The 13,427-nt window shown below is 49.8% G+C and carries 16 protein-coding genes and 1 tRNA gene; 14 read left to right on the plus strand and 3 right to left on the minus strand.

Going from position 1 to position 13,427, the window contains the following annotated elements:
- Window positions 1-146 precede the first annotated feature (146 nt).
- The 5 genes from PSES9_RS0122545 to PSES9_RS24185 all read left to right on the plus strand — a co-directional run bounded on the left by PSES9_RS0122545 (window position 147) and on the right by PSES9_RS24185 (window position 4,543).
- Complete coding sequence (locus PSES9_RS0122545) at window positions 147-938, plus strand: hypothetical protein (protein WP_029529735.1); 792 nt, start codon at window positions 147-149, stop codon at window positions 936-938.
- Complete coding sequence (gene rimI / locus PSES9_RS0122550; RefSeq protein WP_010490834.1) at window positions 935-1,387, plus strand: ribosomal protein S18-alanine N-acetyltransferase; 453 nt, start codon at window positions 935-937, stop codon at window positions 1,385-1,387. Before PSES9_RS0122545 ends, rimI begins: the two co-directional genes overlap by 4 nt.
- A gap of 251 nt (window positions 1,388-1,638) precedes the next feature.
- Entirely contained in the window at window positions 1,639-2,883 is a 1,245-nt protein-coding gene (locus PSES9_RS0122555) for a C69 family dipeptidase (protein WP_029529736.1), read from the plus strand.
- A 74-nt stretch (window positions 2,884-2,957) separates the two neighbouring features.
- The gene (gene can, locus PSES9_RS0122560; protein ID WP_010490838.1) at window positions 2,958-3,602 is read left to right on the plus strand and encodes a carbonate dehydratase; all 645 of its coding nucleotides are present in this window, start codon (window positions 2,958-2,960) and stop codon (window positions 3,600-3,602) included.
- A 5-nt stretch (window positions 3,603-3,607) separates the two neighbouring features.
- Window positions 3,608-4,543 carry a DMT family transporter gene (locus PSES9_RS24185; RefSeq protein WP_036988425.1) on the plus strand — a complete coding sequence of 312 codons (936 nt, stop codon included), beginning with the start codon at window positions 3,608-3,610 and terminating at the stop codon, window positions 4,541-4,543.
- Here PSES9_RS24185 and PSES9_RS0122570 read toward each other — a convergent pair.
- On the minus strand, window positions 4,540-4,746 hold the full coding sequence (locus PSES9_RS0122570; RefSeq protein ID WP_010490844.1) for a hypothetical protein: 207 nt from the start codon (window positions 4,744-4,746) through the stop codon (window positions 4,540-4,542). The genes PSES9_RS24185 and PSES9_RS0122570 overlap by 4 nt on opposite strands.
- A gap of 206 nt (window positions 4,747-4,952) precedes the next feature.
- Here PSES9_RS0122570 and PSES9_RS0122575 point away from each other — a divergent pair, with 206 nt between their 5' ends.
- Window positions 4,953-5,441, plus strand: coding sequence for a PaaI family thioesterase (locus PSES9_RS0122575; RefSeq protein WP_010490846.1), 489 nt, complete (start codon window positions 4,953-4,955; stop codon window positions 5,439-5,441).
- A gap of 74 nt (window positions 5,442-5,515) precedes the next feature.
- Here PSES9_RS0122575 and PSES9_RS25105 read toward each other — a convergent pair.
- Window positions 5,516-5,595, minus strand: a tRNA-Met gene (locus PSES9_RS25105).
- A gap of 167 nt (window positions 5,596-5,762) precedes the next feature.
- Between PSES9_RS25105 and PSES9_RS24795 the strand changes: the two genes are divergently transcribed.
- The 4 genes from PSES9_RS24795 (at window position 5,763) to PSES9_RS0122590 (ending at window position 9,974) form a co-directional block, all read left to right on the plus strand.
- Window positions 5,763-5,933, plus strand: a complete 171-nt coding sequence (locus PSES9_RS24795; RefSeq protein ID WP_010490848.1) for a YhfG family protein — start codon at window positions 5,763-5,765, stop codon at window positions 5,931-5,933.
- Complete coding sequence (locus tag PSES9_RS0122580) at window positions 5,933-6,532, plus strand: putative adenosine monophosphate-protein transferase Fic (protein WP_010490849.1); 600 nt, start codon at window positions 5,933-5,935, stop codon at window positions 6,530-6,532. Before PSES9_RS24795 ends, PSES9_RS0122580 begins: the two co-directional genes overlap by 1 nt.
- 438 nt (window positions 6,533-6,970) lie before the next feature.
- Entirely contained in the window at window positions 6,971-7,705 is a 735-nt protein-coding gene (locus PSES9_RS0122585; RefSeq protein ID WP_010490851.1) for a hypothetical protein, read from the plus strand.
- Window positions 7,695-9,974 (plus strand): DEAD/DEAH box helicase, encoded by a 2,280-nt coding sequence (locus PSES9_RS0122590; protein WP_010490853.1) that lies wholly within the window; start codon window positions 7,695-7,697, stop codon window positions 9,972-9,974. The genes PSES9_RS0122585 and PSES9_RS0122590 overlap by 11 nt, the downstream gene beginning before the upstream one ends.
- 77 nt (window positions 9,975-10,051) lie before the next feature.
- Here PSES9_RS0122590 and PSES9_RS0122595 read toward each other — a convergent pair whose 3' ends face one another.
- Entirely contained in the window at window positions 10,052-10,387 is a 336-nt protein-coding gene (locus PSES9_RS0122595) for a hypothetical protein (RefSeq protein ID WP_029529737.1), read from the minus strand.
- Between the two features lie 438 nt (window positions 10,388-10,825).
- Here PSES9_RS0122595 and PSES9_RS0122605 point away from each other — a divergent pair, with 438 nt between their 5' ends.
- The 4 genes from PSES9_RS0122605 to PSES9_RS0122630 all read left to right on the plus strand — a co-directional run bounded on the left by PSES9_RS0122605 (window position 10,826) and on the right by PSES9_RS0122630 (window position 13,082).
- Window positions 10,826-11,098, plus strand: a complete 273-nt coding sequence (locus PSES9_RS0122605; RefSeq protein WP_010490863.1) for a helix-turn-helix domain-containing protein — start codon at window positions 10,826-10,828, stop codon at window positions 11,096-11,098.
- 2 nt (window positions 11,099-11,100) lie between these two features.
- Window positions 11,101-11,388, plus strand: coding sequence for a lysogeny maintenance protein PflM (gene pflM / locus PSES9_RS0122610; protein ID WP_029529740.1), 288 nt, complete (start codon window positions 11,101-11,103; stop codon window positions 11,386-11,388).
- A 4-nt stretch (window positions 11,389-11,392) separates the two neighbouring features.
- Window positions 11,393-11,989, plus strand: coding sequence for a DNA cytosine methyltransferase (locus tag PSES9_RS0122615; protein WP_010490865.1), 597 nt, complete (start codon window positions 11,393-11,395; stop codon window positions 11,987-11,989).
- Between the two features lie 712 nt (window positions 11,990-12,701).
- Window positions 12,702-13,082, plus strand: coding sequence for a hypothetical protein (locus PSES9_RS0122630; protein WP_010490876.1), 381 nt, complete (start codon window positions 12,702-12,704; stop codon window positions 13,080-13,082).
- The last annotated feature ends 345 nt before the right edge of the window (window positions 13,083-13,427 follow it).

Here is a 13,427-nt window from a genome sequence, read left to right on the forward strand (position 1 = left end):
TGACAAGATAAGGCCCTGGTTGGGCAAAGCAGCGAGTGGACGTATTGGTATTAGTAAAGGTGCTGTTGCTGGTATTGTATCCATTGGGTCATACCTATGCGTTGACCCAATACAGGCCAATATGTACATCCACGGGTAGCAAACGTTTGATTCCAGAATTACGCCGCAGGGCTTATTTGAGTGCTATGCAGGTCGCCAGTTGGCTGCCGCGAGTGGCATTACCCTTCGCTGCACCTTCGCGGCCAGAGCTATTGGAGCCTTTGCAAGAGCCTGTTGGCGAGGCTCAGCCGCCGGCAATTGCGCAGCCGGAATCACCTCCTGTTGGCGATAGGCCAGCAACTGTTCATCCTCGGCTTGAGGTACCTCGACCTAAGTCGCAGGAGCGCAATATTCGGCCAGTAGTCAGTGATGAGCCGCAGACACCTTTACCCACGCCCAAAATCGCCATGGAGGCGCCTCCGCGCTTTGCATTGCAATTGCTACGCGCGGGTCATTGTGCTGTGTTGGTCGAGCTGCCTACAGGCGAGCCTTTGCAAGGTCGTGATCCAGCCTACTTGTTGCTCAAGGATTTGCTCCGGGCTGCCGGTTTACCAGACAGTCCGCAGATCATAGGTCAGCCGGTGCGCTGGCCATTACTGTCGCGCGGCAACATGGACCAAGGGCCGACAGCCGCGCTCGAGTTTGTTCAGAGTTTCGTGGCTGCTCGTTTGGAAGAGCAAGAGCCCTGTAGCTGCCTGTGGCTGGTTGGTTTGCCTGCTATACGATTTGCCGGTGAAGCTGACGCAGGCGATTACTGCCGGGAATTGCAGATTGAAGGTATAGGCCCAGCCTGGGCAGTACCTGGATTAGAGCTATTAATGGACGAACCTGTACGCAAAGCTGAGTTGTGGCAGGCGATGCGCCGTGTGAAACAACGTTGGATGAGTCAGTCTGAATGAGTGATGCATTATCGTTCCGCCCCATGACCGAGGCGGATATTGAGGCTGTGCTGAAAATTGAGTACGCCGCATATAGTCACCCATGGACCCGCGGCATCTTTATGGACAGCCTCAAGTCCTACGACAGCTGGGTGATGTTTGAAGGAACACAACAGGTGGGACACGGCGTCATCAATGTGATTCTGGATGAGGCGCATCTGCTCAACATCACTATCAAGTCTGAAAATCAGGGGCGAGGTTATGGCCTGCGCCTGCTTGAGTTCCTGATGCAGCGTGCGATGGAGCTAAAGGCCGGTGAGTGTTTTCTGGAGGTCCGCTCCAGTAACCAGGCGGCATACCGACTCTATGAGCGCTATGGTTTTAATGAGATAGGCCGCCGCCGCGATTATTACCCGGCAGTGGGTGGGCGCGAAGATGCACTGGTTATGGCCTGCACCTTGATTGATTAAGCACCTCCCGTCTCTTTCCTGCGCACAGGTTGCAACCTTATCTGGAATCTGTGCCTGACCCTCAAGCACTTTCCTGCCTTTCACTGCGCTTTTTATGTCCAGCTGCAGCTAAGGCCAAGCTGTCATGCGCGTTCCCCTTATTTATCTACTGCGCTGCAATTAGTCATGCACACCGGCAAAGAGCTACTAAGCTGTTTGCTTTAATAATAATTTTCCCATGCTCAGCCATGACGTGAGGAACAGGTGTAGTGATGTGCGATTCTTTAGTAGTACGCCATCGGGGGCGAACATGGTTTGCTAAAAACAGTGATAGAGAAGCTGCAGAACCACAACGTTTGATTCGTATTCCCGAAGTGCGTGGTGACCGCAGGGCAACGTTGATGACCACCTACCAAAGTATTGCGCAAACAGCTGAGCGCCACGGCTTGCTATTGAGCCAGCCCAGCTGGATGTGGGGTGGAGAGATGGGGGTCAATGATCGCGGCGTAGCCATCGGCAATCAGGCTGTGTTTACCAAGCTTACCCAGAAAAACGCCAATTGTTTGTTGGGAATGGATCTGGTTCGCCTCGGCCTGGAGCGCGGAGCGACTGCTCGTGAAGCGCTAGAGGTTATTGTCGAGAACATTCATATCCACGGTCAGGGTGGGGCGGCGGGGTATCGCAATAAGTCATATCGCTATGACAACAGCTTCCTGATCGCTGATCCGCACGAGGCATGGGTGCTCGAAACCGCAGGGCATTTATGGGTCGCCAAGCGTGTGGAGCAGTGGGCTATTTCCAATGCGCTAACGTTGGGTTCTGAGTTTGATTTGCATAGCCCGCGCTTGCATGAACAGGCGCGTAAACTCGACTGTTGGGATGGCAAGGGCGAATTTCACTTTGCAAGAATCTTCGACACCCGCTTGCTGCCCTGGATCGCCGGTGCGCAACAGCGTTGTCAAGCCAACAAGAGGGTTCTGGATACAGGGGCGGAATCTTTTGGATTTATGCAGTTGGCTGCAGCGTTACGTAATCATGGCGACCTGGGCGACAACTTCCCCTGGCATAATAATCGCCAGGTCTGTATGCATGCAGGCAAGGTATGGCGCCCATCGCAAACGACCTCGAGTCTGCTAGCAAGCCTGGACGATCAAGGTGTATTCGTTGCTGCAACAGCAACCTCGGCACCCTGCCTGAGTCTGTTCCAGCCACTGAGTTTTGAACCTTCATCCGGCACGGCATTGTTAAGCGACCCACTCGAGCCGATTGAGCAGAGTTTGTGGTGGCGGTTTGAGGCGGTGCACCGCCGATGTCTTGCAGACAGTGATTTCAGGGTTAAACTGCGGGCCAGCCGTGATCAGCTTGAACCCTTGTTGCTTGGTGCATTGGGCCAACAGCAGATTGATTGGCCCAAACTTGCTGACTTGGCGAGCCACTGGCATCAGTATTGGCATGCCGAGGCGATCCAGCAGCCAGCGCAACTAGGCCGCTGGTGGCGGCGTTACGCTCAGCTGTGACTGCTGCGGTTGTTAACTTGTCAAAGGCTCACTGTGTCGTTTTAGGCGCATCTTGATATTTTGGAGTGGATGGAATGAGTGATTTACAGCACCTCTTCGACAACAACGAACGGTGGGCTCAGGCAATCACTCAACGCGATCCAGAATTTTTTGCCAAGCTGGCGCGTCAGCAAACGCCGGAATACCTGTGGATTGGTTGCTCCGATGCGCGCGTGCCTGCCAACGAGATTGTCGGCATGTTGCCTGGTGACCTGTTTGTTCACCGCAACGTTGCCAATGTGGTGCTTCATACCGATATGAATTGCCTGTCGGTGATCCAATACGCCGTCGAAGTACTAAAGGTCAAACATATCCTGGTCACCGGCCATTACGGTTGTGGCGGGGTGCGTGCGGCCATGCAACACCGGCAGTACGGCTTGATTGACGGTTGGTTGCGTACTATTCGTGATCTGTATTACGAGCACTATAAAGACCTCGAAAAACTGCCCAATGAAGAAGATCGGGTAGACCGCCTGTGTGAGCTCAATGTCATGCAGCAAGTCGCTAGCGTCAGCCATACGACCATAGTGCAGAACGCCTGGCACCGCGGCCAGTCGTTGTCGGTACATGGCTGTATCTACGGTATCAAGGACGGACGCTGGAAAGACCTGAATGTAACGGTCGAGGGGATTGATCAATTGCCTTCGCAATACCGGTTGCGCCCGATCGATCAAAACTGACCGTTATGAAAAACTCTCGTACATGGGCCATGCTCGGCCTATTGCTCGCTATCCTGTGCTGGTCGGGAAATGCGCTGGTCGCTCGAGCCGTTCACGATGACATTTCGCCATTTGCCTTGGCGTTCTGGCGCTGGAGCCTTGCCTGCGTGCTGCTCCTGCCGTTCGTGATAGCACCCTTGCGTCGGCATGTTGCCGACTTGAAACGTGCTGGCTGGCGCTTGCTGGTGCTCTCTGCCAGCGGTATCAGCGCGTACAACTCACTGCTCTACAGCGCGGCGCAAAGCACCGTAGCGATCAATATCACTTTGGTCAGCACCTGTTTGCCATTGGTTACTTTTATCGGTGGTGGATTACTGCTTGGCGAGTGGCCAGCGCGACGTGCCTGGCTAGGCATGCTTATCGCGGCCATAGGCTTGGTGATTTTAATTACCCAGGGCAGTTGGGCCACCCTGACGGCAATGTCGTTCAATCGTGGCGACTTGATCATGTTGCTGGCCGTGACGGACTGGGCCTTGTATTCCTTGTTGCTGAGGCGTTGGGCCAGGTTCTTGCAGCCTATCCCTCCGTTGGCACTGCTGGGTGTACTAATGCTGCTGGGTGTGCCGATGATCCTGCCGTTTTACCTGTTCGAACTGGCCCAGGGCGCCGAAGCCAATGTCAGCGCGACGACATTGGGAGCCATTGTCTACACCGCGTTGTTTGCCTCCCTGCTTGCCTACCTTGCCTGGAACCATGGCATTCGTGTCGTCGGTGCCGCAAAAGCAGCGCTGACAAGCTATCTAATGCCAGTGTTCACGGCGATTCTGGGATTGGTGCTGCTAGGGGAAGGCTTGTTGGCCTATCATTGGATTGGTGGCGGCTTGATCTTCAGCGGCCTGCTACTGGCTACCCAGATGAAAGCCAGTAATGCGCCAACGGCTGAGGCCAGGGCGATCGATTAGCTCGGGATCTGTAATTGCAGGCCGCTGGTTGCCAGCTTCAGCCATAGCATCGCAGCAATAAAACCGAGCACACTCAGCGCCGTGTACCCGGCCACAATCCCCAGTGCTATCTGCTTCCAAAGCCCTGCGTAGGTAGCGCTGTTCCTCACTGGATAATGTTCGATGTCACGCTCGGCTCGCAGGTTGCCCAGGTTGTTGCTCATTGCATGGCTCCACAGATTAAGCACACTGAGCTAAATGCCAGAGCACGATAATCACTGTTAAATTGGTTGCTGATTATGAGGCCGTTCGGCGGTGTGGCGTAAGCTGAAATCACAGCGCCGCTGCATTATTTTTCGCCGGGTTTAGGCGTGACAGGCATCTGCATAGCGCAGCACACAACACAGAGTCATTCATGAGGAGTACCACCATGCACAGCGCTTCACTCCAGGACACAGCCGCACCAGAAGGCATCCGCTACGGCTGCGGCAGTAGCAATCCGCATGGCCTGCAGATCAAAAGCCACTGGAATGAAGACAAGGTGCACGTCGTGGCTGAGTACCTGCCTGATGACAAATATACCGGCTGGCCTGAACTGGTATACGGCGGCTTGATCGCCATGCTGGTGGATTGCCATTCGAACTGGACAGCAATGGCCTACCATTTTCGGGCAGAAGGTCGAGAAGTCGGCAGCCTGCCGCGCATTGACTGCGTCACGGGTAATCTCGGGATAAAGTTTATCAAGCCAACACCAATGGGCGTACCGCTCACCCTGCGTGCTAAAGTTGAAGGCGAAGTAGGACGCAAGAGCCGGGTTATCTGCGAGGTTTACGCGGGTGATGTACTCACCGCAATTGGCGATTCAATATTCGTACGTGTCGACACGGCCCAGCTAAGCGCTGCGGCGCATGGGCGATAAGACGAGCTCGTACCAAGAGCGCTCTAACGCGCATACAAAAAAGGGCTTACCTTTCGGTAAACCCTTGTTTTGTTTGGTGGCTACGCAGGGACTTGAACCCCGGACCCCAGCATTATGAATAGCTTGAGTAGCGCCTTGTAAGCCCTGTTCAGCCCATAAAACGGGCTTTTGAGGCAGGACAAAACTGGTTGCTACTGAGCTTTGCAGAAAAATACCTGTGATGTAGTCATCGTTCAGCAAGCGGCTGTTATATTCATTTTGTGGCGATAATTTTGCAGGTTTTCGCTATAATAATTCAGTACGCAACGAAAGGGGTTACCTATGCCAGCTGCATCCCTTAAAGCCAAAAAGGCTTACTACGCCAAGGCTCGTCAGTCTAACTATGTTGCCAGCCTCCGTTTGGAAGGCTTCCAGGTAACTCGGGCAGACGCTGTGCGTAAGCTTCCAACCCGTGAGTCCGTTCTAAGAGCCTACCGCAACAAGCCAGCTTAATGCTTGATAAGTACGGCACAGGGCAAGACCCTTATTGCTATCCCAGTACGAACGTTCTTCGTAACCTTCTTAACATCACAAATGATGATGACCTAAACGAAGCAGAGCGCGTTCTGTCTGAAATCGCCGCTGGCGAAATCGAGTTCGACCTCCCTCCCTACGATCTTCAATACCTGCAGCGCATCCATCGCAAGCTGTTCACTGATGTCTATGAGTGGGCCGGAGAATTGCGCACGGTCGATATTTCAAAAGGCGGTACGCATTTCTGCAACCTTGCCCGAATCGAGGCCGAGTCTCAAAAATACTTCCGTAATTTGGCTAGCGCTGACTGGTTTGAGCCGCTTGGCCGTGCTGAGCTGGTTCTGGCTGTCGCAGAGTTATTTGGCGACCTGAATGTGATTCATCCCTTCCGGGAGGGTAACGGCAGAGCCCAGCGAATCCTGTTTGAACACATAATCATTAACGCCGGTTACGAGATCGACTGGTGGGTTGTCCAAGAAGGGGAGTGGATGCAGGCCAATATTGATGCAGTGGTATGTGATTACACTGCGTTGGCCTGCATCTTTGATCGCTGTATTGGCCAGTCGATTGCCGGATAATTTCTAGCTTTCTGAGCTTTACTCAGACTTTCAGTTTGCGGATTTATGAATCGTTTGCGTCACGCCTTTCTGCTCCAGATGACTGCATGAACTGCTGCTTTCTGCCATCGTTTGATCTCGCTGCACCATAGCCTTTCAGAAAAATTGGTAATGTAGTCTCTTCCACTCTTTACGTAGTCATCGTCACGCGTTAGGTTTACCCGTAGTGGCAATGTGCCAATGCAAGGATGAGCAATTGAAGGTAAGGATGATCAACGTTTCTGAAGCTTCATGTATGCAACATACTAGTGCGTCTCTTTTTTCTAAGGACTTGGCTATTTGGGGCGTACTGCGTTTCAGGTCTCCAGTCTGCCTCTCTTCATTATATCTAGCAAACCATCTAATCAAACGAATCCTGGATGTGCTCTCCCGGCTCTAGTGCTATTTGAAGGTGTTTATATGGTCATAAGTTATGGGCAAAAGATTTCTGATACATCTTGGGGATGTGAATTTACCGAAGTTCTCAACTCGACAGGGGTGGAGTTCGTCAAGCTTTGCCATGTCCATGTCTCTCAGATATCACAGATATCGCAGATGCTAGCAGCTTCTGTTGTAGATACATCTTGGATGGTAGATCTGGATGAGGGGGCTAAAGAAGCGTACGAATATACGGTTCAAGAGACTGCTGATCAACTTATCAATATTTTTAAGTCTGCAGAAGATGCAGGTAGCGTCGTGGATGAGTTTGGTGAACTCATGGTTTCTATGGGGGCGGCAAAATCTTTAGAGGTTGTTTTTAAAAATACGTTGATCCCAATCGCTGAGCTTTGGAAGCCACAGGCGAAACAAAATGAAGGTTTTGATTTTCATAGCGTGTGTGGTTCTGATTACTTAAATTTTGGGGAGGCTAAGTATTCTTCAGGAAGTACTAGCTATGGTGTCGCTTTGGATCAGGCCGCGAGATTTGTATTGGCGAAGAAGCATAAAAGAGACTATGTGCACTTGGTGAATCTGGCTTCTCCGGCAAGTATTAAAAACCTGAATAATAATCTTCATGGCATAGTTGCCGCGTTTTCGATTAATGCGAAAGATCCATTAATTGTTTACAGAAATTCCCTGCAAAGAGCCATTGATTTTGCCAAGAAGAGCGGGGCAAGTTTTGTATATATGGTAGGGGTGACGCATGAAAATTAAGAATATCAAGAATAGTGTTGATCCGTATGCCGATTTAGTTCGTGTGCTTGATGAACTGCATCGCAATGGTCCTATAAGCTCAGATATTCTTGAAACGTTAAGTTGCTATTGCATCTTTCATTTTGAAGAATTTAGTTTGCTTGAGGAGCGAATTATTTCGGCTTTGGGGCTTTTCTATAAAGTCTTAAGTCCGGAGAATCTTTATTCTTTTCTTTTGAGCTCTATAGGTGAGGCACACAAGACTAGATATGGGGAGTATTTAACACCGGTTCAGGCAAGTGTTCGCCGTGCTGTTGATAATAAGCAGTTCGTTTCAATTTCTGCTCCAACTAGTGCTGGTAAATCTTATTCTATTAGGGATTTTATTGCGGAGCAAAAGGGGGATGCTGTCGTAGTGGTCCCCTCGAGGGCATTAATTGCTGAATATATAAATACCATGAGAGAGCGTTTTCATGGTGATAAGAGGGTTATGATCACATCTTTTGTTGATGCTGTTTTTACTAGTCGTGACTTGCGAAGGATTTTTATTCTTACTCCAGAGCGAGCAAGAGACTTATTTCTGTCGAGCTCTAAACTGGATATTACTGTTTTTTTCTTTGATGAAGCGCATGTGTCTGAGGACCTAGCTCGGGGGGTTGTATTTGATGTTTTGATTCGGCGGATTCAAAAAGCATTCCCACTTGCTAGACTTATTTTTGCACATCCTTTTGTTGATAATCCTGATGCACAATTTAAAAAGCACGGTATACCGTTAGAGAGTGGTTATGCTAGATCTTACACTCATGGCACAGTAGGTAAAGTTTGTGTGTTTCAACATAAAAATGGCCGAGATTATGTATTTTCACCATTTGATGATAATGGCCATAAAGTAAAGGGGTGTGTGGAGTTTGACGGAGGGTTCAATAATTTTGCATTTAATGGTGAGCACTCCATACTTATATATGTTTCAAAAACATCTATCTATAATGGAACTTTTCTTGATGGGTATGAGCAGTATATAGAGAATTTCCCTGTTGTTTCGCACCCTAAGGCAAAAAATATTATTGAGTCTGTTCAAGGGCTGCTTGGGGCTAATCAGGAAGATCATAAATCTAAAATGGTTGAGCTTCTTCAGAAGGGAGTTGTAATTCATCATGGTTCGGTTCCTTTGGAAGTTCGATTTATGGTTGAAGACTTTATTCGAGCTGGATTCGCAAAAATTTGCTTCGCTACAAGTACTTTGGCTCAGGGGGTTAATATGCCTTTTGACATTGTATGGCTAGAGAATATGAGATTTCAGGGGGAGGGGAGTGAAGACAAATCATTATCTTTCAAGAACCTAATTGGAAGAGCAGGTCGACTTTCAGATACAGCAAAATTTGATTATGGTTATGTGTTTACTAAAAGTCCCGAGCTATTCATTGAAAGAATTAATGATAGTTTTAGATTGAGGGAGAAGTCAGTAGTAGATTTGCCATATGATGCAGAAAGTGATACGGCTGAACTTCTTGACTCAATAAAAAATGGTAGTTTTGATGATGAGCTGCATTTGCCTAAGTCTAAAGTTGAGCGTCTTTCCTCTGATGAGGTGACACACGCTGCTGCTAGTATATTGGATATTCTCTATGCACCTAACGTTACCTTGAAAGATGTTTTGCATGGGGCTTCCAATGCAGATAAAAAAGCTAGATTGCATGATTGTTTTTTGATTATTTTCGAGGGCGGACTGGGTCGAAATTTGTTCGCAGGAGAGAGAAATGTTTTTAAGAATGCTATAGCTATTATGCTCCAAACGTTTCAGGGTAGGTCATTCAAAGAGATTGTAGGAATTCGTTATAGCTATATTTCTCGTCGTAGTGATGGTAAGCGAGGGGAGGCTGAGTTTTCTCAGCCAGCAAATAAGTTGCCACAAAGCGATTTGAAGGTGTACTCAATATACAGTCAGGGAACTTTGGCTAGAAGTGTCAGTTATGATGCTGTGGTTTTTGATACGTATGATTACTTAGATCAAGTCGTATCATTTTCTCTTTCGGATGTTTTTGTTGCAGCCTTTAAAATTTATAAGGTGTTACGCTTTGATGATCGTGCGGATAAAATGATTGAATTGTTGAGATTCGGCACGAACGACGCTATGCATATGCTGCTGATGAGATATGGTTTTCCACCAGAGGAGGTTGCTGAAATTACTCCATATATAAGGAGTATATCGGAGTCGGATATTGAATTTAAACGCTCTATATATGATGCTCCTATGTATATAAGGAATATGGTTGAATGGTACCTTCCGTAGGAATAGCTGGATAATATAAAAGCCCGCACCTCAGGGCTTTTATTCATGATTTTTATCCTTCCTGTTTTATATAACGATTACCATTCTTTCTCTCTCAAACCCTCAGTACACTCTTTCACGTCATCATCAATGACGTTTCCGGGTTTTATGCATTCTTTTATGGTGCGTCTAACTCCGCGATTGGCTTCGCGTTCTCGCTTATCCTGGGCTTTAAGGTTTGCACGTGCTGCTTCGCCCATCGGGCTGTTGGAGCCAGCAAATATTTCACTGACTAGCCTATTCATGGTCTTGCTATAGGCTTCTGCAGCTGGGCGTATTGCATCACCGACTTGTGTTGCTATTGACTTTGGCTCTTCTGCAAGGGCAGGGCCTGCGGCCAGGGCGAGTACAACAAATATCCCTTTCATACTCATTCTCCATTCCTTCGGGCGTACCAGCGCCTAGCTATTTTTTGTGTGATCGCTATCCCGCGCTCGGACTGGTCAAGTTTCTATTAGCCTCGTCATATGCAGGGCTCGTCTGTCCATTACCTGGTTGAACCTCGCCTGTGATTAGCCACCAGCGGTATTGAGGGAAAGCACGCCCGAGAATTTCTATCTCGTTAGCTCCTATCCTCGCTTTTCCTCGCTTGATGTTCTGCCAGCGCACGTATTCCGTACTCCCGGTCTCTACAAGCGTTTTGATACTGGCCATCTCTAGTAATTGGATGCCTCTATCGGTGATGCCTTCGCTCATTGAAAATAGCCATAAATGTTCTATGTACATTTTATGCTTTAGGTGTAATATGTACATGTGTATTAAGTACATTTATCTGCAAGCACGTTTCTTTGCTCGGATTATAGGATCAAAACATGGAACAGTCTGGAATAGTGGGTTTTAGCGTAGAGGGAAACGCCGAACGCGTCACCGATTTTCGTGATGCGCCTTTCTGCTCTCAGCTTGTGTTCGCTGAAATGCTCGGAATTGAAGACATTAGCCCCGATGTAGTACGCGGCTGGGTTGAGTCTCAAGCTATCCCTACGGTCAAGATTGGCCGCCGTCGCGTGATCAATCTGCACCGCATTCGCCGTGAACTTGATCGTGGCAAGTCGATCTTCTGCGCGGGTGACTATTCAGATGACTAACTATGAACAGTTACCAAAAGCAGCCCCACGCCCAGGGCTGCGCCTGCTCTGTATGTTGGACACTGGCCGAAATGGCCAAGCCCGATCTTTACCAGTCCACACCCTGCAGCGACTGCAAAACCCGTGGGCTGCCGTATCTCGTCAATGGCCGCTGGTACTGCCAGACGGCTTACAAATGCGCGAAACACACGCCCAGCAACCGACCGCCGAAGTATTGGAGCGTTATCTACGACTCGGGCAAGCCGGTTCCGTTTGTTCCTCTGCATCAACCTTTCACCCTGGAGGGCTAAACCAATGAGGCAGCCAACGGCGCTTGTTGCGTGTGAGTTCTCCGGTCGTGTGCGTGATGCTCTGACTGAAATAGGGTTTTATGCGGTCAGCTGTGATCTGCTGCCTTCTGAAACTGAAGGCGAGCATATCCAGGGTGATGTCCTGGAATTGCTTGATTGGGGATGGGATCTATTAATTGCGCATCCGCCGTGTACTGACCTTGCTGTTTCCGGTGCTCGTCACTTTGCCGCCAAGGTTGCCGATGGACGCCAAGCCCGTGCGCTGGACTTTGTCCGCACGCTTATGGCTGCACCTATTCAGTTCAAAGCCTTGGAGAACCCTAAATCAATCATCTCTACGCGCATTCGCAAGCCAGATCAGATCGTACAGCCTTGGATGTTCGGTCACGGCGAGCGCAAGGAAACACATTTTTGGCTAGAGAACCTGCCAGCTCTTAAACCTACCGACATTGTCGATGGCCGTGAACCTGTTGTGCATTACATGGCTCCAGGGCCTGACCGCTGGAAGAACCGTTCGCGTACTTATCCAGGAATTGCCGTGGCAATTGCTCAGCAATGGGGCGGCCATGTGCTCGACTCTGTTCGTGTGGGAGCTAACTGATGTTCTTCTCTGAGATCGGCTTAACGATGGTTGATTTTGCAATCATTTGCACTGTGCTGTTGATCCAGCTGCTGGCATTTTGGGCGGTCACAAAATGAGCCTCTATAACTTGATTCAGCTCGTCACAACCATTTTTGCCTACTCGGTAATTGGTTTTTACCTCTATCTATTGGCGCTCGGTGTATTCCGGTTCGTGCTACGCGATTACCTCGGGTTGTTCCAGGGGCGTGGCCACTCCCTTCACTGTCCAACCCGCTTTTCGCTCTCCAGGCTTAAGGCTATGTTCGGTCGTCTCGGTGCTGGGTCATGTAATTCCATGCCCAAGGTTAAGGCCAAGGCAACTAAGAATTTAGCAGGCAAAGCGCCCCTTGTTGTTGCCTCTAAAAAAGCTCAGGTGCAAACCCGCTTTGTCCGTGACCTGAGTGGGGCCCCACTTGTGGGGTCGAAGGTTGATAGATATCCACAGCAGCGCAGCAATGTGGGTATCTGTCCCAAGCAACACGGTTTTCGCATTCATACCCAGCACGCCTTATCGCTCCGACGATGTTGAATTCAAGCGCAGCAACTCAGCGAATTTAGCGATTTAACGTAAACAGCCGCTTCGATCTGAAAGCCACCCACCGGAAAAACTGAAAGTTATCCGGTGCGGGAAAACTCAGCCCGAAGAAAGGCAAAACCGCGCAATCAAGCGCACTTCAAAGAGGTGGTAAACATGGCTCGTTCAACTATGGAAGTTGCATTTCTCGGCACTCAGAAACTGGCATTCAGCCAGAACGGCAACGATGTAAAGATCGTCAAAGTGTTCTACGGCGATGAACCCGACGGCATCACTGAAAACGGTTTGTCCATTGTCAGCATGGACGTGCCTAACGAAGTCTCTGATGAAGTGTTCGCCGCCGGTTCTCAATTCGACCCGCTGCAACAAGTGCGCATCACCTTCGAGGTTGCGCGTGCTGGCAAACAGAAAGGCAACAATCTTGCTGTCCACATCGAGGCCGTAGAAAAGCCCGGCACTCGTTCTGCACCGAGCCCAACACCAACCCCGTCCAGCACTGGCACGGCCAAACCATCCGACTCGGCAAAAGCCAGCTAATCGGAGGGCATGACCGTGCTGATAGTTGATCGCGTCGTCTGCAATCTCTGCCTGCGTGTGATGGGCCAGTTGCATAACACAGCGCCTGATCAGTCCGACTTTTTGGCTGATCTGTCTCAACCGCCTTACTACACGGTCTGCCCTGACTGCTCGCTAACTGGCGAGCCTGAAATTAAACCTGTCGCTGAGCTGGCGAGCGACGAATGAATTTTCTGGCGTGTGAGGGCGATTGGTTAGTTAGCGCAGGCGGCGAACCCGTCTGCAACGGCTCTCTGGTGTCACTCACACAACAGGAAATGCAGGACTTGAACGGTTCTGCACTCACTTGGGACCAGGTAAGCGAAC

Source organism: Pseudomonas sp. S9, from assembly GCF_000222125.1.
GTDB classification, from domain to species: Bacteria; Pseudomonadota; Gammaproteobacteria; order Pseudomonadales; family Pseudomonadaceae; genus Aquipseudomonas; species Aquipseudomonas segetis.

What these genes read in the sequence shown, in the direction of transcription:
- PSES9_RS0122580 (WP_010490849.1), top strand. Translation starts at nt 5,933, where the DNA reads ATGCTTGATAAGTACGGCACAGGGCAAGACCCTTATTGCTATCCCAGT.
- can (WP_010490838.1), top strand. Translation starts at nt 2,958, where the DNA reads ATGAGTGATTTACAGCACCTCTTCGACAACAACGAACGGTGGGCTCAG.
- rimI (WP_010490834.1), top strand. Translation starts at nt 935, where the DNA reads ATGAGTGATGCATTATCGTTCCGCCCCATGACCGAGGCGGATATTGAG.
- PSES9_RS0122615 (WP_010490865.1), top strand. Translation starts at nt 11,393, where the DNA reads ATGAGGCAGCCAACGGCGCTTGTTGCGTGTGAGTTCTCCGGTCGTGTG.
- PSES9_RS0122555 (WP_029529736.1), top strand. Translation starts at nt 1,639, where the DNA reads ATGTGCGATTCTTTAGTAGTACGCCATCGGGGGCGAACATGGTTTGCT.
- PSES9_RS0122570 (WP_010490844.1), bottom strand. Translation starts at nt 4,746, where the DNA reads ATGAGCAACAACCTGGGCAACCTGCGAGCCGAGCGTGACATCGAACAT.
- pflM (WP_029529740.1), top strand. Translation starts at nt 11,101, where the DNA reads ATGAACAGTTACCAAAAGCAGCCCCACGCCCAGGGCTGCGCCTGCTCT.
- PSES9_RS24185 (WP_036988425.1), top strand. Translation starts at nt 3,608, where the DNA reads ATGAAAAACTCTCGTACATGGGCCATGCTCGGCCTATTGCTCGCTATC.
- PSES9_RS0122575 (WP_010490846.1), top strand. Translation starts at nt 4,953, where the DNA reads ATGCACAGCGCTTCACTCCAGGACACAGCCGCACCAGAAGGCATCCGC.
- PSES9_RS0122630 (WP_010490876.1), top strand. Translation starts at nt 12,702, where the DNA reads ATGGCTCGTTCAACTATGGAAGTTGCATTTCTCGGCACTCAGAAACTG.
- PSES9_RS0122590 (WP_010490853.1), top strand. Translation starts at nt 7,695, where the DNA reads ATGAAAATTAAGAATATCAAGAATAGTGTTGATCCGTATGCCGATTTA.
- PSES9_RS0122605 (WP_010490863.1), top strand. Translation starts at nt 10,826, where the DNA reads ATGGAACAGTCTGGAATAGTGGGTTTTAGCGTAGAGGGAAACGCCGAA.
- PSES9_RS0122585 (WP_010490851.1), top strand. Translation starts at nt 6,971, where the DNA reads ATGGTCATAAGTTATGGGCAAAAGATTTCTGATACATCTTGGGGATGT.
- PSES9_RS24795 (WP_010490848.1), top strand. Translation starts at nt 5,763, where the DNA reads ATGCCAGCTGCATCCCTTAAAGCCAAAAAGGCTTACTACGCCAAGGCT.
- PSES9_RS0122595 (WP_029529737.1), bottom strand. Translation starts at nt 10,387, where the DNA reads ATGAGTATGAAAGGGATATTTGTTGTACTCGCCCTGGCCGCAGGCCCT.